Annotated in this window: 18 protein-coding genes; 6 read left to right on the forward strand and 12 right to left on the reverse strand. The window is 33.9% G+C overall.

Annotation, left to right across the window (positions count from 1 at the left end; translation table 11 throughout):
• Positions 1-32: 32 nt before the first annotated feature.
• The 8 genes from C1H87_RS02510 to C1H87_RS02545 all read right to left on the reverse strand — a co-directional run bounded on the left by C1H87_RS02510 (position 33) and on the right by C1H87_RS02545 (position 9,571).
• A complete protein-coding gene (locus tag C1H87_RS02510; RefSeq protein ID WP_102754305.1) occupies positions 33-2,615 on the reverse strand; it encodes a DUF6923 family protein in 2,583 nt (860 codons plus the stop codon).
• 149 nt (positions 2,616-2,764) lie between these two features.
• Complete coding sequence (locus tag C1H87_RS02515) at positions 2,765-3,478, reverse strand: LytR/AlgR family response regulator transcription factor (protein WP_102754306.1); 714 nt, start codon at positions 3,476-3,478, stop codon at positions 2,765-2,767.
• Positions 3,479-3,491: 13 nt separating this feature from the next.
• A complete protein-coding gene (locus C1H87_RS02520) occupies positions 3,492-3,809 on the reverse strand; it encodes a histidine kinase (protein WP_102754307.1) in 318 nt (105 codons plus the stop codon).
• Positions 3,810-3,811: 2 nt separating this feature from the next.
• Positions 3,812-4,855 (reverse strand): sensor histidine kinase, encoded by a 1,044-nt coding sequence (locus C1H87_RS02525; protein ID WP_102754308.1) that lies wholly within the window; start codon positions 4,853-4,855, stop codon positions 3,812-3,814.
• Positions 4,855-5,988, reverse strand: coding sequence for an FIST signal transduction protein (locus C1H87_RS02530; RefSeq protein WP_102754309.1), 1,134 nt, complete (start codon positions 5,986-5,988; stop codon positions 4,855-4,857). The genes C1H87_RS02525 and C1H87_RS02530 overlap by 1 nt, the downstream gene beginning before the upstream one ends.
• Positions 5,989-6,484: 496 nt before the next feature.
• Entirely contained in the window at positions 6,485-8,569 is a 2,085-nt protein-coding gene (locus C1H87_RS02535) for an ATP-binding protein (RefSeq protein ID WP_102754310.1), read from the reverse strand.
• Positions 8,569-9,108 carry a heme NO-binding domain-containing protein gene (locus tag C1H87_RS02540; protein WP_102754311.1) on the reverse strand — a complete coding sequence of 180 codons (540 nt, stop codon included), beginning with the start codon at positions 9,106-9,108 and terminating at the stop codon, positions 8,569-8,571. The genes C1H87_RS02535 and C1H87_RS02540 overlap by 1 nt, the downstream gene beginning before the upstream one ends.
• Before the next feature lie 52 nt (positions 9,109-9,160).
• Complete coding sequence (locus tag C1H87_RS02545; RefSeq protein ID WP_102754312.1) at positions 9,161-9,571, reverse strand: response regulator; 411 nt, start codon at positions 9,569-9,571, stop codon at positions 9,161-9,163.
• Positions 9,572-9,810: 239 nt separating this feature from the next.
• On the opposite strand from C1H87_RS02545, the gene C1H87_RS02550 reads away from it, so the two are divergent.
• A complete protein-coding gene (locus C1H87_RS02550; protein ID WP_102754313.1) occupies positions 9,811-10,269 on the forward strand; it encodes an RNA methyltransferase in 459 nt (152 codons plus the stop codon).
• Positions 10,270-10,681: 412 nt separating this feature from the next.
• Here the strand turns inward: C1H87_RS02550 and C1H87_RS02555 are convergent, their stop codons facing one another.
• The 3 genes from C1H87_RS02555 to C1H87_RS02565 all read right to left on the reverse strand — a co-directional run bounded on the left by C1H87_RS02555 (position 10,682) and on the right by C1H87_RS02565 (position 17,226).
• Entirely contained in the window at positions 10,682-12,112 is a 1,431-nt protein-coding gene (locus tag C1H87_RS02555) for a rubredoxin (RefSeq protein ID WP_102754314.1), read from the reverse strand.
• Positions 12,112-15,633 (reverse strand): nitrate reductase, encoded by a 3,522-nt coding sequence (locus C1H87_RS02560; protein ID WP_102754315.1) that lies wholly within the window; start codon positions 15,631-15,633, stop codon positions 12,112-12,114. The genes C1H87_RS02555 and C1H87_RS02560 overlap by 1 nt, the downstream gene beginning before the upstream one ends.
• Positions 15,634-15,804: 171 nt before the next feature.
• Positions 15,805-17,226 carry an MFS transporter gene (locus tag C1H87_RS02565; RefSeq protein WP_102754316.1) on the reverse strand — a complete coding sequence of 474 codons (1,422 nt, stop codon included), beginning with the start codon at positions 17,224-17,226 and terminating at the stop codon, positions 15,805-15,807.
• A 287-nt stretch (positions 17,227-17,513) separates the two neighbouring features.
• On the opposite strand from C1H87_RS02565, the gene C1H87_RS02570 reads away from it, so the two are divergent.
• Together C1H87_RS02570 and C1H87_RS02575 are read left to right on the forward strand one after the other, a co-directional pair.
• Positions 17,514-17,963 (forward strand): cytochrome c oxidase assembly factor Coa1 family protein, encoded by a 450-nt coding sequence (locus C1H87_RS02570; RefSeq protein WP_102754317.1) that lies wholly within the window; start codon positions 17,514-17,516, stop codon positions 17,961-17,963.
• 198 nt (positions 17,964-18,161) lie between these two features.
• A complete protein-coding gene (locus tag C1H87_RS02575; RefSeq protein WP_102754318.1) occupies positions 18,162-18,494 on the forward strand; it encodes a hypothetical protein in 333 nt (110 codons plus the stop codon).
• A gap of 6 nt (positions 18,495-18,500) precedes the next feature.
• On the opposite strand, the gene C1H87_RS02580 is transcribed toward C1H87_RS02575, so the two are convergent.
• Positions 18,501-18,716, reverse strand: coding sequence for a helix-turn-helix domain-containing protein (locus tag C1H87_RS02580; RefSeq protein WP_102758154.1), 216 nt, complete (start codon positions 18,714-18,716; stop codon positions 18,501-18,503).
• Between the two features lie 96 nt (positions 18,717-18,812).
• On the opposite strand from C1H87_RS02580, the gene C1H87_RS02585 reads away from it, so the two are divergent.
• The 3 genes from C1H87_RS02585 (at position 18,813) to C1H87_RS02595 (ending at position 21,598) form a co-directional block, all read left to right on the forward strand.
• On the forward strand, positions 18,813-19,025 hold the full coding sequence (locus tag C1H87_RS02585; protein ID WP_102754319.1) for a SymE family type I addiction module toxin: 213 nt from the start codon (positions 18,813-18,815) through the stop codon (positions 19,023-19,025).
• Between the two features lie 203 nt (positions 19,026-19,228).
• Positions 19,229-20,410 (forward strand): integrase core domain-containing protein, encoded by a 1,182-nt coding sequence (locus C1H87_RS02590; RefSeq protein WP_102754320.1) that lies wholly within the window; start codon positions 19,229-19,231, stop codon positions 20,408-20,410.
• 108 nt (positions 20,411-20,518) lie between these two features.
• Positions 20,519-21,598 carry a serine hydrolase domain-containing protein gene (locus tag C1H87_RS02595; protein ID WP_102754321.1) on the forward strand — a complete coding sequence of 360 codons (1,080 nt, stop codon included), beginning with the start codon at positions 20,519-20,521 and terminating at the stop codon, positions 21,596-21,598.
• Positions 21,599-21,713: the final 115 nt, after the last annotated feature.

Here is a 21,713-nt window from a genome sequence, read left to right on the forward strand (position 1 = left end):
ATCCTCTTTAACAAGTTAGGGTGTCTAACTTTTTATTCTACAAGCAGCTTTAATACTTTATGTTCTGTAAATAATTTGCTTTCTACCTTACAGATATAGAGTCCGGAAGCTAAGTTCCCTTTTTTCAATTCTATGGTATTTTCACCAGTTACTGCCTGATAGTTTATCTCTTTTACAAGTGTACCCAAATGATTAAACACGGATAACGTAACTGCATCAGATCCTTCTGTTATAAATTGAATTTTTGTACTGGCTCCCATAGGGTTAGGGATCGCTATTGGGTTATTAAATAACCCTTCGGTATTTAAATTTGTAATAGATGCAATATTACTGGTTGAAAAACGCAATTGTTGTAAAGTCATTTCTTTTGTTTCTTCTACTCCGTTTTCTGCTAACATAGTAAATACTATAGATGTAATGTCTTCTGCTTCAAACGCATTGCCACTAGCAGAATCGAATTGGGCAAACGGAATGCTATAGTCTCTCAATTCATTGGTTAGCACAACACTTGTTTTATATTGTTCTTCCCAATTGTTTACACTTTTCTTTACTAATCTTATAACCAAGGTATCATTCCCTTTTGCTCTAAACTGTAAGCTATTATAGTCTGATAAATTTATTGGATTAAACTTTGGTGTTAACGACCTATAGGTAGCAATATATTCACTAGTCGTCGCTGACAACTCAATATTTCTTTCTACTGGGTATTCATCATCATTGAATTGCTCACCATTAGACTCTACCTTATAGTTATTAACAACGGTATTTGATCCTGCATCATCATATCCCCATGAACCATCAGACATAAATAAATCGTCTGGAGTATTTACACCATCCCCTATTCTAAATCCAATATCGAAAAGATTTCCTGCATCTACTTCCATATTTGTAATATAGCCTTGCAGATCTAAGGTTGTATATACTTGTGCTATTGAATCTGTTTCTGTGGCTCTTAAGCCGCCATCGAAAATTACTGACTCCGTATTATTTGTATTTATGATCTCTAAATCCAACTTTCCGTTACTATAATTACCTTTTCTAACGAATACGGTAGGTGGTGCAGAATTATTATAGCTGGTAATGGTTTTTTGTACTTCTAACAACCGAACAACTTCTTCACCTAAACGTAATAGATCATCCAACGAATTAGACCAGATCTGGAAGTTATAAAACGACGCATCTTTTTCATATTTATCTAAATTCCAGTGACTTTCCACAACAAAGTTATTATCACCATTTGTAGGCTTAGCCGATAAACTCAATACAAATTCCAAAGAACCATCTACATTTCTAATCAAGGCTTTTATAAATTTTTGCTCTCTAATTTCTATAGTCGATACAGAAATTAACTCGGCTCCTAATAATCTGTCGCAGATATATTTAGTATGCTCGTAAACACCATTATCTGTTTTAAGTACCATTATGGATGCAACTGACTTATCTGCTTTTATATAATCTACAGAATAAATATCGGTAGCATTGGTAATGTTTAATAAATCTGCTGGAGAAGACTCCACAACATAATCTTCGTTTACAGTTTCTAACGGTACAAAATCTGATAATTCCAATCCTGTTTTACTGGTCTTTTTACCATATTTAGATGATTTTGTAAATCGCTTAGCGGTACTTTTATCGAAACTGTAATTTGTTTTTGCTCTATTAAAATTTCGTTTGTTTATTAGCTCCGACAATCTATTATTACTCTCCAAACCACCTTGATTTCCACTAGATGTAGGAGCTTCTATAATGGGACAAGAAGCATAACCAGAACACGATGGGTCATCACAATCCACTAAACCGTCACCGTCATCATCTATACCGTTAATACAATCTTCTTGTGGCACGGGTGCTGTTGGACATCTGGCGCCATCGTTTTGGGAACTCGATGGTCCAAAAGCAAAAAGATTAGATTCTATAGCGTTGGTACCGTCTAAATTCTGTACATCTTTAATGACATAAATAGTTCCTGTTTGATTAGCCGATACATAAAAACGTCCGGAAGCATCAAAATATACCGCACCATAAGTATAGTTTAAACCAGATAAAATTGGGACTTCGCCCAGATTTACTATGGCTCCGGTATTTATATCTATTCGGTATAATTTATTAGAATTCTTTTCTACTGTGTACAGGTTATTATCTACGGCATTAAATGCCCAATCATGAATACTTAAACTTTGGGATAAGTTCCCTGTAGCTATATGATTTCCATAATTTTCCGACTCCGGATCTACATCTATAGAATAATAAGTCGTACCACCACCTTTTAAATAATAAACACCATCTACGGTAATGTCGCCTATATAACGTCCGCTTGTTGGTAATTCATCCACATAAAAAATTAGTGTAGAAAAATCTTTTCCTATTCTAACTATAGATTTAGACGGATAACTTAATGAGCCCCAAATAAATCCATCAGCAGGATTATAGGCTGCAGCATTAATAGTACCTTCAGTAATATCTGTTGCAACCGCATAAGAACTTCCAGAAGCAAGGTCTATAGCATAAACATCATTATATTGAAATAAGTAGGCATTATAATCGCAATTAAACGGTTCATCTTGTGCTCCGATGTATTGCGCAAAAACGAATATTAATGGTAGTAATTTTTTCATAATATGCATGGGTTTTGTGTAATAAAATTACTTTTGAATGATGAGTTTTATTACGTTTTTCGTTAGCTACACGTCAAGTATAGACGAATGGTTATTTTTACCGGTTAAACGGTTTTAAATAATTATCTAATAAACTGTTAAGGAGGGAGTTATAATAGGTTTAAGCGTTTCATTAACTCCGGTCTGTTAGAGCGACTTACCGGAATGACATCTTTTTTAATGAGTACGCTATTATCTTCAATATCTATAATTTCTTTAATATTGATAACATAGGAACGATGTACTTTTAAGAATAACGAATCTGGTAATTTTTCTTCTATCTTTTTTAAAGTACAATGTACCGTATAGTTTTGGTTTGCAGTTTTTACATGGATATAATCTCCCCTGGCTTCGACTAAATAGATACTTGGGATATCAATCTTTATAAGTCTGCGATCTATATTTACATACAAATCATTTCCTGTGGGTAAATCTATTTTTTTAGATGGCGATTCCTTAACTGCAGATTTCGATTCTGCAAGGATTGCTTTTTGCACTGCTTTTTCAAAGCGTGGTAAAATTATTGGCTTTATTAAATAATCTACGATGCAATCGTATTCGAATGCTTCAATTGCAAATCGGGAATCGGACGTTGTAAATATTATTTTTGGCGGATTTTTCAATGTTTTAATAAAATCGATACCTGTAAAATCCGGCATATGAATATCTAAAAAAATTAAATCTACATCATTATGATTTAAAAACTTCATGGCTTGTATAGCATTTGGAAATTCTTCCAAAACATTCAAGCTAGGGATACTTTCACACAACTGTGCTATAATAGCTCTCGCCGTAGCCTCGTCATCAATAATAATGCAATTCATAAAAAAAATAATATTATATGGTCTCTAAAAAGTCTGTAATAACTTTTAAAATATTTTGAAAATCTTCTTTTCCCACTTCTTTATTTTCTTTTAAACTTTTTTCGAAATCTGAGGCTACTTTATAACTTTCTTCAAGCCCTAAAATAGTAATTTTATGCTTTAGTTTGTGTACATTTTCTGAAGCTTTTTGTAAATCATTAATGGCTATGTTTTGAAAATATACTTCTTTCTCTTCTGGAAACTCGGTTTTAATGATATTGATTAACTTACTTTTAAAAGCTTCATCTCCTCCAGAAAGCGTGTCTATATAAGAAAAGTTAGGCTGTTCCATGTTTACTTTTTTAAAGTAAAATGGAACGTAGTGCCTTTCCCAACTTCAGAATCAACCCAAATCTTCCCTCCAAAAAGATCTATGATTTTCTTAACAATAGATAATCCAATTCCGGTAGAATCCACATTGTTCTCTAGTTTCTCAAAGGTTTTAAATATCTTTTTATGATACTCTTCGTCTATACCTTTTCCATTGTCTTTTATACTAAATTCCCAATGGTCTTCTTGCTCTTTAGTTTCAATATCTATTCTTCCCTTCTCCTTATCATTATATTTAATGGCATTATCTATAAGGTTTTGGAATAACTGCTGCAATCTATACTTATCACCTTTAACCGTAGGCATGTCGCAAATATTAAGAACAAACCCTTCCGGTAAAGTAATAATGCTTCGAACATCTTTAAGTATAATATTTAAGTCTACATCATAAATCTCGACTTGAGTTTTTCCAATTGTAGAATATTCTAAAATACCGCTAATTAAAGCATCCATTTTTTCTACATTACTTCGTATTAATTCCAGATTCCCTTTTCCTTGTTCATCCAATTGGTCTTCATAGTCACCTTTTAACCAGGTTGTTAATGTATCGATACTACGAAGGGGCGATTTTAAATCATGGGATACCATATGGGCATAATCACTTAATTCTTGATTTTGATGCGCCAACTCATCCATGAGTATTTCCCTTTGCTTGTTCATTTCTATAATTTCTTTGGTTTGATGATCTATAAACTCAATTAGTTTTAAGCCATCAAACTCACCGTTATCCGTATCGTTTTCTTCCAGATTATAGAACTTAAGTGTATCAATAACATTTTTTAGCTTATTAATAACATCTTGCTGGGCTTCCGATTCTTGTTGTAATTTTCTATTAGCCTGATACAATTCTTCCGAACTAATGGCCATAGAACGTTGAAGCATTATAAACTGTTCATCAAAGTTATTATACGATTTATCAATAGCTTCAACAAAATCATCCAATATAGAATCACTTACCAGATCTTCCTTCAAATATTTTCGAATTTGTCTTTTTAGTAGTGTGTTCATTATTCGCTTATTAAAGTTACTGCCATCGTTTGGTTATGTAATTGGCACGAAACATACCCATGAAAAGGTGCTATTTCTCCATAAGAATAAAAGCCAGCTACAGTAGCATCCTTACCTATTACTTCTATAACCTCTTCTACTTCTTCTTCAACACGTTGATCTAATACCAACTTTCTACCAATACAGCTCACTAATAGTGCTAATTCCGGTTTGTTTTCCCTTAGCTCCAAAGCTTGTCTGGCAGCTCGTTCTGATGCATTTGCAATATTATCTACATTGGTCATCATTAATTGCACCTTATCATTTTCCGCAATATCGCCAGCTAGAATCATGGTATTATCTTCTTCATTTATATTTAAAATCGTTCTTACCACAGATTCTTTCTCATTTGTCGCTTTTACGTTTAGAGGATATAACAATGCGGCTGCAGGAAGGTCTTTAGACTTATCTCCTAAGTACTTTTTATAAAGATCTAAAGCTGGTTGGTTATCTAACTCCCAAAGAACATTGGATTCCGATTTGGTTACAATACGTTCTGGTCCAAACGGTGTCCAACCTCCATAAATAGAAAATGACACTTCAATGGTTTCTCCGTAAAAACCAATGGCCACGATTTCGCCCGATTTTGGGTTTTCATTATAAGATGCTACGGTTTTTTCGAAACGTGCAGCATCACCACACAATCCTCCTGTAATTAAAAGGTTTTCTTCTGTTGCAGCACTCATGCCCTTTGTAAGCTCACTGCCGTTAATAAAACTTCCTTCAGAAACTATAAAAACAAACTTTAAATCGTCTGTTGGGAATTGCTGTATAAGGTCTCTTCCTGTTTTATAACTATCTAAATCTGAAGTTAAAACGTTACTTGTTTTTATTATGAAGTTACTTTTTTCAAATTCTATAGCAGTAATTGTTATACTGTTGTCATCTACAGACTCTCTGGTAATGTCTCCACTTGTAGAACCGAAAACTAGATGCCCATCTGGAAATATGCCTCTTATTTCTTCAAATACAGAAGCTTCTTCTAACATAAAACGGTTTCCAAAAATCAAAACTAAAGGGTTGGATAAATCTTGCTTCTCGCTAAGGTATTCCCACTCCTTATTTTTGTGCTTTTTTAATTGAATTATTTTCATACCTGGTTAATTTATTTATTGTCTTTTTATAAATAATTGGGGTTAGTTTATGTCTCGATTTTAGCATTGAAACAAACAAACGTGTATTTCATCTAACTTTTCGAACACTTTAACGAATGTAGTACTTTTTTTAATATTTCAAAAATAATGTAGGAAAAAATTTCTTTAAATGAAGATTAATACTGCTTTTTTAAAATCACAAACCACAATTAAACCATTGATTTTAAGACATTTAAATACCAAAAACAGTAATCGTGCTCGGAAACGCAGAATATCTAAAAAATTTGATGCTTTTTTTAATATTTACCAGAAAAACAGAAAAATGGTTATTTTTTTAGAAGTATAGCTTATTCTTCTTAAAGTTAAAAATTACGAAGTCCATTTTTAAGAAAAATAGTTGTGCAAATTCATGATCATGGAGGCTATATGCATCCATTAAAATGGTTGTTGAATAAAACTGTAATTGTAAGTAAAAATATGGGAATGCTTAATGTGTTTATTTTTTGTATAAAGTAAAGTAAAAAGTTGTTCCTTTATCTGGTGCACTATCTAACCAAATATCTCCCTGATACATATCGACAATTTTTTTCACTATCGATAAACCAACTCCTGTAGATTCTTTACTTACATTAAGTGAATGGAATATTTTGAAGATCTTCTCGTGATATTCTTTTTTAATGCCTATACCATTATCCTTAATTGAGAATTGATAAAACGATTTTCGTTCTGCCACGTCAATTTCAATAAGTCCTTTTTCTTTATCGTTAAACTTTACGGCATTACTTATTAAATTTTGAAATAATTGCTGAAGTTTTACCTTATCTCCTTGAACTTTAGGTAATGGATTTAAAACTTTTATTTCGATGTTTTCTGGAACAAACAAAATTTGCTTCAGGTCTTTCATGAGTTCATTTAAGTCGGTAGTTTGTTTATCGTTAGAATTTACCCCTACACTTGAATACAACAGAACGTCTGAAATGAGTTGCTCCATTTTTTCTAAAGTATCTTCTATTAACCCAAAATTTTGTAAACTGGTTTCATCTAGTTTTCCTTTAGTGTCCTCTCTAATCCAATTCACCAGTGTATTTATACTACGTAGTGGTGACTTTAAATCGTGGGATACTATATGGGCATATTCCTGAAGCTCTTCATTACTTTTGGCTAACTCATTTAGAAGATCTTTATTTTTAGATTCTGCTTTTTCGCGTTCTCTTAAATTAACAGCACTTTTAAACTGCATGGCTACTAAACTGGCTATACTTTGTAGCGTCTGTAAGTGCTCGTTGGTATAATAGTTCTTTTTACTATGTTCTGAATCTATAACACCAATAACCTGTCCGTCGCTAATTATTGGAACTGCAATTTTCGACAACAGTTTTTTTCCTCTAGGCACATATCTGTCATCTAAATCGGTATTTTTAATAATTTCTGCTTCTCCTGTTTTCGCCACAGAACCGGCCACACCTTCCCCAATAGCAAATGTTGCCTTTTTAACATCTGATTTTTCATTATAGGTTGCTATTTGTTCCAGGTTTTTACTCTTTTGATTCACCAGATATATGCTACAATTATCTGTATTTAAATAGTCTGCAATGTTATCGGCGATCTCCCAGGCAATTTCATAGATATCTATTTTACCAAGAATCGCTTTGGCAACATCATTGATCATTTCTATAATCAATGAGTTTTTTCGCTCGGCTGTTATATCTTCAATAAGTGCTACCTGAAACCTCATACTACCAGACTTAAACCTAACAGCATTTACATTGGTTTTCGCCCAGAGCGCCGAACCACTTTTCTTTTTATACCGTTTGGTTATAGCAAACTCATCTATCTTTCCAGACTCCATTTTCTTTAGGTACTTCTTAGACTCCTTAAGCCCTTCTGGAAAAGAAATATCATTAATAGTAAGTTTAGAAAACTCTTTTTCTGTATAGCCTAATAGCTTTTGTATAGCTTCATTGGTTCTAATAATCTTATCGTCCTTAATTAGAATAATACCTAATGAGGAGTTTTCCACAATAACATCCAACTCTTTCTTTTGCTGCTCGATAAGATCTGCTGTATGCTTAGATTCTGTGATATCTCTTATTATACCTTGTGCGCCTACCGGAATTTTTAGGTTGTTATAAATAATACTGGCATTAACATGCACCCATTTTACTTCTTGGGTTTTGGTTATAATACGTGCCGTATAGTCTGTAAATACCCCTTCTTTTTGTAGTGTTTTAAAGGAATTAAATGCATATTTAGCATCTGGTTTATATATAATGTCGGTTATATTGAACCGCTCTTTATTAATGTCGTATTCAAAAAGATCTATAGCAATGTCGTTCATTTTTAATACGTTGCCAAACAAATCCATAATAACGTACGCATCGTTGATATTCTCGAAAACACCTTGAAGTTCAGATGTTTTTTCTTCAAGAAGCAGCTCCAGCTTTTCATTAGCCCCTTTTAACTCTTCCGTAAGGTTGTATAACTGTAAAGATTTATTTTCTAAAATCCTTTCAGCTTCCTTCCTAGCGGTTTTTTCTCGCGTAAGAGCACGTTCTATGATATCAACTTTGGTATCTAACATTAGTTTTGATTAATTATGAACTTAACTTCTGTTCCATCTTCTTGTATTTTTTCGAGCTCAATTGTAGCTTTAGAATTAAAATGCTCGAACGTTTTATTCATTAATCCCAAGCCAAAATGATGCATGGCCCGACTGGATTTATATATCATTACAAGTGAGCTATCTGTTTTTTCAACAATATTGAAAGTTGGTAACTCGGCATCGGGATATATCTTTTTTACCTCAACATGTATGTGGTTTTCTATTGAAGCCAACATATCTATAGGATTATTGTACATAGCCAACAGGTCTGGATAACTTTCTTTTAAAACCCCAAAAAAATGTTCGGCATAAATTAGTAGCAGATCATCAACAGGTATATTGGTATTTTTACTGAGGTGCTGAAGTAACTGCAACATTTCTGAAAACTCGTAAGTTCCCACAGAGGTGTAAGCTCCGCCAGACTCTAAATTGGATTTGTTAATAATTTCATCAACCATTTCAAGTCCGAACTTATCTTCAACTAAATCTAAAAATTCTGTAAAAACAATACCTTTCATTTATTTTAAACTTTAATACGTTGTCTATTTTATTTTTGTTAATCTTATTCGTTTACGCCTTAATTAATTCGTTAACACTCCAATATTCAAGTAACTTTTCAATTTTGGCTATGTAGTCTTCATATTTTAACGGCTTTAAAACATAACCAGCTATACCTATTTTATAACACTCCAGTAAATCTTGCTGATTGCTCGACGTGGTTAAAACGATCGTCGGTATATATTTCATACGGCTATCATTTTTCAAAATAGACAAAAACTCTATGCCGTTAATTTTTGGCATATTTAAATCCAGTAGAATAATATCGGGCAATCTGTCCTTTTGTTCTAAAACCTTAAGGGCATCCTCGCCGTTATTAGCTTCTGTTATATTATGCTTTAATTCTAAAGATGAAACTACCCTGTTTAGTTTCATAACTTCTATCATGTCGTCTTCTATAAGAAGTATATTTAAATTTTTCATGTGCTATTTTGGATTTGTTGATAGTCGAAAGGTAAAGACTAAAGAACTGGAAATGAGACAAGTTTCGGTTGATCAAAACTTAGTATAGGTGAATGGTAATTAAGTGTCGACGAATGGTTTTTATCGCTTAAAAAACAATGCTAGGCTTAGGTTTAACAAGAAATACCAATAAAACTATTTTAAAAGAATTAGGAGTATCAAGTTTTCGGTAAATCTTGAGAATACTTATTTTTGGGGTTATGATAGACAACTTCGAAAACGAATTCTTTGGGATAGGGATACAGAATGGAAAAACACCTGAAAATCTTGGTGTACTTTGGAGGTCTGCCCAAAATCTTGGTGCCAGTTTTATCTTTACCATTGGTAACAGATATGCCAAACAAGCTTGCGACACACATAATGCTGTAAAATCTATGCCTTATTTTCATTATGAAAACTTTGATGCCTTTTTTAAAAACTTACCTAAAGGTGCTAGAATAGTAGGTGTAGAATTAACCGATGAAGCAGAAGATTTAGAAACCTTTCACCATCCAAGACGTTGTGTTTATTTATTGGGTGCCGAAGATCATGGCTTATCCAATCAAGCTATAGAGAAAAGTCATTTTCTGGTTAAGTTTAAATCTCAATTGAGCTTAAATGTATCTATTGCAGGGAGCATTGTAATGTACGACAGAGGGTTGAGTAAACCTAGGTCTTAGTTCAATAGTATTCAGTATTCAGTGGCAGTAAACAGTAATTAGCTACATGTAAAAATTATTCTCTTTGTGGCTTAGCTTCTTTGCTAGAAATCATTCAGTCGCAGTGTGCAGTCACAGTTAACAATATTGCTTTGCATCTTTACCACTAGCGACGAAATACTAGGTTGCATTAAAATTACGAATACCGTGTTTAATATAAAGTAAATACTGTTTACATTTAAGTAAATATCTTAGTTTTTAAAGTTTACAGTATTCTCTTTATGCCTTAGCGGTTTTTTGAGAGATTTAGTGATCAGTGTTCTGTCATCAGTGTTCAGTGATCAGTAAACAGTTGGGAGTACTCGTTTGTGGCTTAGTGCATAATTTCGTGTATTCGTGACTAGCTCTTTAAAACTCGCCTTAAACACCATTTTTACTTTACCAACACTTTTTTCTTAAAATGACTTTTAGGTGCCTCACATAGTGAACATTCATAAGTTTCAGGAAGGCTTTCAAAAGGCGTATTAGCCGCTACACTTTGGGTAACATCTCCGTAAACTTCGTTATAAACGGTTAAACAATCTTTACATTGGTATACTTCTTCCTCAAATTTCTCTTTAACGGCTTCAACTGCTTTTTCTTCTTCACGCTCTGTTCCCAACTGTTCAAAATACAACTGACTTAATTCCATTAATAGTCCCGGTAATTCAACCTTATCTACATCTTGAACATGCATGATATATTCTAGCGTATTGGGATCGAAATTCTTAGCATATAATAAATTGTAGGTATCTCTAATTTTAAAATCACCGATAGCTTCGGGTTGTTTATTTTTTTCTATAACAATAGAAGTGAAATTATAAGTATCGCTTTCATAACTAGTAATACCAAAGGTTAACCCATACGTACTAATATCATTCTGATCGAAATTGGTTACCAAATACTTTTTCAAGTTTAAGGCATCTGGATCGTTTACCGGGACATGCCAATTCATCTCCAACATTGAATGGCGTACATTTATACCGAATTTACCCAAAAGCTTTTCCCATTGCAGTTTTGTTTTTAATGGAATGCCCTTTACTATAAAAGATTTCCAAGGGGTAATTGAAATTTTACCGATCTTATTTTCAAAACATAGGTCGCACATCGCTTTTAAGAAAGCTAAATCGTATCTGTTGTTTCTCCAATACAATCCTAGCCAATATCTGTCGGTTCCTATACGATTCATTCCTTCGTAATATGGAAACGGATAAAAAGGAACCTCCAAAGGCTTATCTACGGTTCTGTTATTCGTATCGGCCGAATCGCTAACCAGCTCAAAAAGTGTTTCAATAGTTTCTGGTTCTTCCTGCAAAGCATTTTCTATAGCCAGTTCTATCTTATCCATATCCCAACTAAAGATTAGTGCTGGATACATTTCTGTTTTTTCCCAACCGGGAAGTCTAACATATAAGTACCAATAATCTTCATGCTCTGATGCAATAAAGTTCACATTTCCTGTATACAAAGGTACCAACCGTTGTTTCGGGTCGGTAACATTAACTCTTAAGCTTAACTTATGCTTAAACTGCTCTAAAATATACAAATACTTATCACTGGTAAGCCAAGAGGTACTGGGTAATATTTCTGCCGAAACATAAGATGACGCTATATTTTCAACAGCATCGTGTTTAGGTCTTACAAATTGTACTTTATCAAATTGATCGAACTTGCTATCATCTATTTGTTCTGGAAAAATAATATCTTGTCTAGAACCAAACGATATAGCATCTAAACCCAAACCTTCTGCTGTTTCGCAAATGTATTTTAACTCTCCGGGAGATAACACCCCACCGTTTATCCTTAATCTGTATGGTTCCTCCATTATGCTAATACTTTTGAATTATGAAGTATTTCCCTAACTTCAGTTTTACAACTTCCACAGCCAATACCTGCACCTGTTTTATTACACAGTTCTGTAAAATCGGTACAACCTTTTGCGATGGCTTCTTCTATATTGCCCACACCTACCTGACTGCATGAGCATACAAGCTTTCCTATAACTGGGGTATCGTTTGAAGCACCTCGAAGTAGCGTGTCACGCTTTTCGGCCATTTCAATTTTACTTTCTATCATGGTTTTAAATTCGGCAAACTCATTTTTATCGCCCATTAAAACCGCTCCAACTAATAAATCGTCCTTAACGATACATTTTTTATAATAACGTTTCTTAAGGTCTGTAAAAATGATTTCTTCGTAACTATCATCATTGTCCGGAACATCAATATCCCCAATACTACAAAGGTTTAAATCGTTAAACTTTAAAATATTCATTAGTACCGAACCATTGTATGAACAGCTAATATCGCCAGCTATAAAGTTTGCCAGAATGGTAGCTTGTTCTTCTGCTGCCGATGTAATGCCAAATAACTGATTGTTATACTCTGCAATCTCACCAATGGCAAATATATCTGGATGCGACGATTGTAAATGCTGATTTACCTTTACGCCCCTTCCGCATGCAATACCATTTTCTCTGGCTATTTCTACGTTAGGAATTGTTCCTATGGCATAAACTATCGCATTGGCCGTAATGAGCTTACCACTTTTTAAATTGATATTAAGCTCACCTGTTTCCTCATCGTCAAATACCGTACTCACTTCGTTATCAAAATATATCTGAATACCACGTTCCTGCACATCTAAAGCCAAAAGTTTACTGGAAACTTTATCCAATTGACGTTCCATAAGTCTGGATGCACGTTGAACAATGGTAATTTTTACCTGTTTATGTTTTAAGGCTGCTGCTAACTCTAAGCCAAGTAACCCGCCACCAACAATAACCACATGTTGCTCTTCCGGAGGTAGGTTTGTAGCATCTAAGTACGATTTAAACTTATCTGCATCAATCTTGTTTCGCATGGTAAAACGTCCCGGTAAATCCAACTGAACACCTTTAGGTATAAAGGCACGACTTCCGGTAGCAAGAATTAGCTTATCGAACGTATGCGATTCACCATTACTATCGGTAACTTCTTTTTTATCCCTATCTATATCTGCTATAAGCGTTTCTGGATGCAGTTTTACATTAAGCTTTTTTAACTCAAGATTCTTAATCTTTAAAAGCTGTTCCCAGGTTAGCTCTTCGGTAACGTATTCTGGCAATAACACTCGGTTATAAAACAGATTAGGTTCTTTTGAAAATACATGAATCTCGTCTACCTCATTATGTTCCCTGTAATTCTGAATAAACCTAAATGATGCCGCACCTGCTCCTGCAATAATAATCTTCTCTACGGGTTTTGTATATTTTTGAACAGACACACAAGTAAACTTAAAGTCTGGTTCTTTTGAAATAGGGTCTACTTCCGTATTCGTTAAATTATTTGCCCGGTTTAAATCGTTCTGCAACTGCTTACCCCAGTGCATTGGTAAAAACACAACACCCTTTTTAATGGTTTCGGTTACTTTTGCTCGCACCCTAACTACGCCATTTTTACTCTTTATCTCTGTAATATCGCCTTCTTTAATTTTATTTAAATAGGCATCAACAGGGTTAATTTCTAAAACCGGAGTTGGATAATGCGTTTTTAATCGCGATACTTTACCCGTTTTAGTCATGGTGTGCCATTGATCTCTAATACGCCCGGTTGTAAGTATTAACGGGAATTCTTCGGTAGGTTTAAACGATGTGTTTTCTATACCGGTTGGGATATTAAATATGGCTTTTTTTGAAGGTGTATAAAACTGCTTGTCTTGAAATAGCCTTGGTGTTCCTGGGTGTCTATGTTCCGGAACTGGCCATTGGAATGTACCTTCGGTTTTAAGTCTGTCGTAATTTAAAAACGATACATCTATATTAGTCCCTTTGGTCATAGCACTATATTCGCTATAAATCTCCTCGGCACTATTGTAATTAAATCCACGGAAGCCCATTTTTTGTGCAAACTCACAAAGAATTTCTACATCTGGTCTTGCTTCTCCTGGCGGATCTATTTCTTTTGGTAAATACGAAATACGGCGTTCAGAATTCGTCATGGTACCCTCTTTCTCTAACCATCCGGCCGCTGGTAACACCAAATCGGCATGGTCTACCGTATCCGATTTATACGAAATATCCTGAACCACAACAAACTTGGCCTTTTTCATGGCACGCTCTATTTGGTGTGTATTCGGCATACTTACCAACGGATTGGTACAAACAATCCAAATGGCTTTTAGCTTGCCACTTTCCAGAGCGTCAAACATTTCGGTAGCTGTGTAACCGGGTTTGTCCGATATGCTATCAACACCCCAAAACTGTGCGACTTCACGCCTATGCTCTTCATTCATTAAATCTTTATGAACGGCTAATAAATTAGCCATCCCTCCTACTTCTCGCCCTCCCATGGCATTTGGTTGCCCAGTAAGCGAAAATGGTCCAGAACCCGGTTTACCAACCTGTCCTGTTATTAACGATAGGTTTAAAAGCGATACATTCTTATTGGTTCCAACCACACTTTGGTTAAGTCCCATAGCCCACATACTTATAAAGCCTTTAGAACGTCCAATAATATCTGCTGCTCTTTTAATATCTTTTTCTGGAACACCACATAATTTTGAAGCTTGCTTTATAGAGGTTTTAAAAATCAGCTCTTTATAGGGGGCGATACCTTCTGTATGATTTTTAATAAAATCTTTATCGATATAACCACGTTCAAACAAACGTCTTCCTATGGCGTTATAAAGTATAACATCTGTTCCCGGAAGTAATTGAAGGTGTAAATCTGCGAAATTGGCCGAATCTGTTTTTCGGGGATCTATAACTATAATTTGAACATCGGGATTTTCTTCTTTACGCTTTTCAATACGTCTAAAAAGAATAGGATGGCACCATGCGGGGTTAGCTCCTGTTATTAAAAAACTATCTGCTAACTCGATATCTTCATAAGAAATTGGTACACTATCTTCTCCAAAAGTTTTTTTATAACCTACTACAGCAGAACTCATACACAAACGTGAGTTTGTATCTATATTATTCGTTCCTAAAAATCCTTTGGTTAATTTATTGGCAATATAATATTCTTCGGTAAGGCTTTGTCCGGATACATAAAACCCGACGCTATCTGGACCGTGCTTTTTTATAATTGATTTAAAAACACTACTTGCTCTATCTAATGCATCATCCCAACTTACACGTTCACGTGGGTGCGATCTGCTCCATCGCATTTCGGGATACAAAATTCTATCGGAAGTATCGTTTACTACGTAATGTAAATTCATACCCTTAGAACAGAGCATACCTTTATTTACAGGATGGTCTTTATCGCCTTCAACATAAACCTTATTGTTTATATCCTTTTTAACAATAATACCACATCCAACGCCACAATAAGAGCATGTTGTTTTTACTTCGTTCTTACTCATGCATCATAACATTTTATACTAATTAATAAAATAAAACAACAGAATACAACTTGTGTTTTAATTATTCTGAATACCATAAAAATCAATACCGATATTCGTAAAATGATAATTTTACATTCCCGTTTTAATGGGAATGATAATATTAAAAACCCCTATCGGGAGCACTTGGCATTAGCTATTCGCTGGTGCCAATTTTCCTAGAGATTGTTCCAACTCTTTGTTTGCTGTTTTTTCATCTTCATTTGAAAACTTAATAGAAAGCGCTACAACTCCAGTTACTACAACTACAAAACCAATTAATAAATATCCTTGGGATACTGCTGCAGATGATGCCGCTGCTTGCGCACTGTTTATAACATCTTCACCCATGCCTCGATTTGCAGCAATGGCTGCTTTTTCTGCTACAGCAGATTTAGATTTAAGTAACAATGCTGCTAAAAACGCTCCTACATTTCCACCAGCACCTACGATACCGGAAACAGAACCAATGGCTTTTTTATTTATAAAGGGGACTACCGAAAAGGTTGCACCTTCTGCCATTTGAACTGATAAGCTAAATAGAATTAAAAACACAAAGCCGATAACTATACTAGTTGTTAATGAAAATGTAACAAGCATAATGCCCTGAAGCGTTAATATAAACGATAGAAATAACACACGACCTCGTAATCCTTTTAGTTTCCCGAATTTGTCACCAAAGAATCCACCTAGTGTACGTGCAAAAATGTTCATTAATGCAAATGACAAAACAATATTACCTGCTGTAAGTCTTTCTAATTGAAACGTGTTTTGAAGGTAATCGTCCATTGTACCATAAACCGTTAGTTCAATACCAAAACTAGCTGCATAAACTATAAAAAGTATCCAAACTCTGTAATCTTTAAGTACTTGTAAAAAGCTTATTTTATCTTTTTTAGTTTCAACAGTTTTACCTACTGCTCTTAAATCTTTTAAATTTCCTTCTGGAGTATCTTGGGTAAAGAAATAATACACAGCCCCCATAATAAAACAAATAACGCCGGCTACGACCATAGAGTATCTCCATGCATCTGCCTCGGCTACTCCAAAGCTTACTACAGCAGCTGCAATTAATGGCATACCTAATCGGTTAGCACCTCCTCCTAAATTACCCCATCCTGCAGATGTTGCATTTGCTGTTCCTACAATATTGGGAGCAAACATTAAAGATGTATGTACTTGGGTAATTACAAACGACGCCCCAATAAAACCAATAAATAATCTACAGATTAAAAATTGAAGTGGTGTTTGTACCAATCCGCATAATACAACTGGTATAGCTCCTAAAATCAATAACCAGGTATAACACATTCTCGGACCATACTTATCGCATAGTTTACCAATAAGTAAACGAGCAAATACGGTTCCTGAAACTGCTAAAATGATAGAATTCCATTTCTGATCTGGCGTTAACCCTAAATCCTTAACAACGTCTGGCATAAAAGGTACAATACCAAACCATGAAAAAAAGCACATGAAAAAGGATATAGCTGTAATCCAAAATGTACGTATTGATACATTTTTTAAATTCAATAAATTTAAATTTGTAGACTTAGTTTGCGTTGGAGTGTTCATAATTAAGTATTTTTATACGTACAAAATTAAGTATTTATACGTAATTTTAAAATATTCAAATACGTAATTTTAAATAAATATCAGATTGATAATTATTGAAAGTGGATTTTGTGGATTTGATAAAAAAGGAAAAATATTAGCGATGAATTTGTTGAAATTAATAATTATAGAAATTCAAATATGGCTAATGGATATTAACATAAAAGATTCGTTATATTCGTTGATATAAAAGATATATAGTTAATATTAACTATATATCTTTGTTACCAGTAATTCAAAAAAGTGAAATGAATAACGAAATAATTGAGAGAAAAAGTTGGTGGAAACGGAATTGGAAGTGGTTTTTGCCGCTTATGAGTTTTACTTTGATTTCTATAGTTTTATTTTTCTCTTCTGGAATGGGAGGACATATGACTGATTTTGCTCAAGCATACGCGGATACGGAACTTTATGAAAATGCACTTGAAAAAGCTCAACGGAATAAAAGAGTGACTGATCTGTTGGGTGAATTAGAACCTATAGATAATTTAGCTATTTTGGAAGGTGAAGTTTGTTATTCTGAAGATAATAAGTCGGTTGATTTATCTATTCGTGTTAAAGGAAGTAAAAGAAAAGCTTCTATGGATATTTCTGCTAACAGAATAAACGGAGAATGGAATTATAACAAAATCAATATCCGAATTAAAAAACCCATTGAGGAAAAGCAGACAATTGAAATAATTAGTCAATCGGAATAAAAAAACTGGTAACATCATATATGAAATCAGAGCAAAGTTTAGTGCTAGATCATAAGGTCATTTCCTTTTTGCTACGGCGCTAGATTTTTATGAATTAAACCAAGAAATAAAAATGCGCAGATAGATCAATTGGTTCAGGCTTGCTTGCCTTGCTCCGATTCATATATTTGGCGTTATGCTCAATTAAATCAAGAAACTATGGGATTAGGAATTTTTAAAAACAACATAGCAAAAAAGATTGCAACAGTTGGTAAGGAAGCCCAATCGTTGATTGATTTAGAATTTCAAAAAATCAATTACGCACCTGATAGTAATAGTCCTTTGAACCAAGAAGGAATGAAAAATGGATTTGAAATAATTAGCGAATATAACTCTGTTGGAGAATTTGGATTAGCATTTGAACATATTCTATATATGGTAAATGAAACGGAAATTGAAATGACTAAATCCTCATCAGAATTAATGATGGAACTAAGCAAAAAAATGAATATTTCGATTGACCATATTCAGAACAAATTGAAAAAAGTGTAGAACTGATTAAAAATCAACCAATTTCTTCAAAGGAACTTCCAAAGCCTTTGCGATTTCTAAAAGCGAATAAATAGTCGGATTGACTTTTCCATTCTCCAACTTTTCAAGCGCTTGTCTGTCCTTATCACAAGCTCTAGCCAAATCGGACTGACTCCAACCCTTCTGACTTCTCAGCTCAACAATGCGCTGACCAACTTTCTTTTTTAGTTGTTCTTTATTCACAATAACAAATGTCAATTAATTATACGACAATTTTGTCATACAAAAATTTGACAAATCGATTTAAATTCTTATGTTTGTCATATAAATAGTTGACAGTTGAGTAAGTTCAGGATTTTAAAAATATACAGTAAGTTTCGTTATCGTAGATGGAGCAATAATTACACTGTACCTGAAATTAGACTCGAAGGGAGATGGCTCGAACAATTAGGATTTGAAAAAGGAAAAGAAGTATTAATCGAACAGAAAAAGAACAAATTGATAATAACAATGAGAAAAGAAAAAGAGCATAACAAAGTATATAAAAAATAGTGGTTTAAGTGCTTAAACGAAATTGAATTTCATAAATTTATGGTCAATGTAAACTTGAAAAGTTAGTGTTCAAAAATCCACTACTTTTCATATACAAAACGTTAGGCACAATTAGGGTATGGTAAAGGCACATAGTTTACAAAGTTAAAGGGACATAGTTTACACTTTTTTAGGTTGTAATTTGAGATAAAAATCAAATTATCATGCCTTGGAAAGCAACTACAACTATGGAACAAAAAATTGAATTTATCTGTGAATGGAGAACTGGGAAATATACCATCACAGAATTATGCAAAAACTTTGGAATCTCAAGACCAACAGCCTACAAGCTGATTTCCAGATTCGAAAATCAAGGTTATGACGGTCTAAAAGAGCAGTCAAGAGCACCCAGAGAACATCCTAACGCTACGGGTGAGAATATTGTTAAAGCTATTATTAAATTAAAGGCTAAATATCCACGTTGGGGAGCTAAAAAAATCAGAATACTTTTGTTTAACGATTTCAATAAAGAAATAGTTCCTTCTGTGGTTACTGTCCACAACATACTCAAGAAAAATGGTCTGGTCTGTCCTCAAAAACGAATGAGAAGGGTCAAACCTGTGTTCCCTATTTTCGACCCCAAATCATGTAATGAAGTATGGAGTGCAGATTATAAAGGAAAGTTTTTAATGGGCAATAAGATCTATTGTCACCCGCTAACCATTGCAGATTCCAAAAGTCGTTTTTTGTTTACGGCTAAAGGGCATTATAAGGAAAACTTAAAGTCTGCTAAAACTGAGTTTACAAAGGTCTTTAGAAAGTATGGTATGCCTAAACAAATCCATACAGATAACGGTAGCCCCTTTGGTTCTGTAAGAGCCATCCAACGCTATACCCAACTCTCTTATTGGTTTATTGAACTTGGGATTACCCCTGTGTTTTCTGACCCTGCCCACCCTGAGCAAAACGGAAGGCACGAACGCATGCACCGTGACTTAAAGGCGGCATGTGCCAGACCTTCTGCTTATGATCTAAAAGCCCAACAACGCAGATTAAACCATTTTGTAAAGGAATATAATCACATAAGACCCCATGAGGCTTTAGGCATGAAAACACCCGCTTCTGTCCATAATTTTGAGACCAGACCTTTTCCCGAAAAAACACCTCTCTTTGATTATGATTTAGACCATAAAGTTCTTAAAGTAACTCAAAACGGAGCTATCAGATGGAGGTCCTATTATTGGGTATATTTAACAAGTGCTCTAAAAGGTAAATATGTAGGAATCCAAAATCTTGGTAACGGTATTTGGAAAGTGTTTTACAGAAACGTATTTTTAGGTTTCTTTAATGAAAATGAATTAAGAAATAAAAAAACTAACATAAGGTTAGAAACTAATTTAGTGTAAAGTCTAATCTTTAACTTGTGTAAACCATGTCTCTTAACGAACATTAGGAAAAACTGTAACAAAATACATTTAAAGTAATTTTTAAACTACCAATCAATAAAATTTTCAATGCGATTAATAATCTTTTTAGTTTTAGCACTACTTTCTATATCATTGTTTGCCCAAAGAAAACCAATCATAAACCTTCCTTCTATTAATCCAGAAAAAGTTGGCTTCAATCAAGATTCATTAAATGTTCTCGATGATTTCATTGATAACTTTAAACAAAGAGATTATCGAGCACTAATAGTTATTAAAGACAATAAATTAGGAATAGAATATTACTATAATTCGTTTTGGAGAAAGCATATTCACGATATACGTTCTGCGGGAAAGAGCATTACATCTTTACTGTTAGGAGTCGCAATCCAAGAGGGTTACATTGAAGATTTAAACCAAAATGTTTATTCTTTTTTTCCAAAAAATAAATACCCATCAATTAACGAAGACTATAAGAAAGTGAAGCTTATTCATTTGTTAAATATGGTTTCGGGTTTAGATGCAGATTCCGATAGTTCTAATACACCTGGAAATGCGGGCCATTGGATAGATAAAGACGAATGGGTGAATTATTTGTTAAGTATTCCATTAGTCAGAAAACCTGAATCGAAATGGGTTTATGCGGATATAAACGCAGTTCTAATTGGAGCAATTATCGAAGAAAGAACAGGAATGAGTTTAAGGGATTTTGCCAAAAAACACGTCTTTGACCTATTGGAAATAGAAGAATTCTATTGGTATACAAATGCTTCAAACCAAACAGGAGCGGCAGGCAATCTTTACATTTCTGCGCTCGATTTTGCTAAACTTGGTTATTTAATTTCAAATAAAGGAAAATGGGGCAGCAAACAAATTGTGAATTCTGATTATATAAATAGTTTAATCAATGAAAATTCAAATGCAATTGGAGATTACAATCCGCTGGCAGATGGATATGGAATGTTGTGGTATAAATCTAAACGAAAGTTCGGAACAAAAGAAATAGAATACCTATGGGCATCAGGAAATGGCGGAAATCATTTAGTTATTGTACCTGAAGAAAATATGGTCATAGCAATGACTTCTGGTGCATATGGAAATTGGTTTCCTCATCAGAGAGCTTATTTAATTTTAGGAAAAGTAATTCAAGCTTTAGAAAAAAATGAATAATAACTGTAAGCAAGTGGTGTATAGTACATACCCTTTGGGATACGTACCATACACAGAACGTTGTGCTTCATTTTAGAACACGGATGAATTTTATCTCTTGTAACAAGTTTTCTGA

The sequence above is a fragment of the Flavivirga eckloniae genome, assembly GCF_002886045.1.
Classification (GTDB): Bacteria; Bacteroidota; Bacteroidia; order Flavobacteriales; family Flavobacteriaceae; genus Flavivirga; species Flavivirga eckloniae.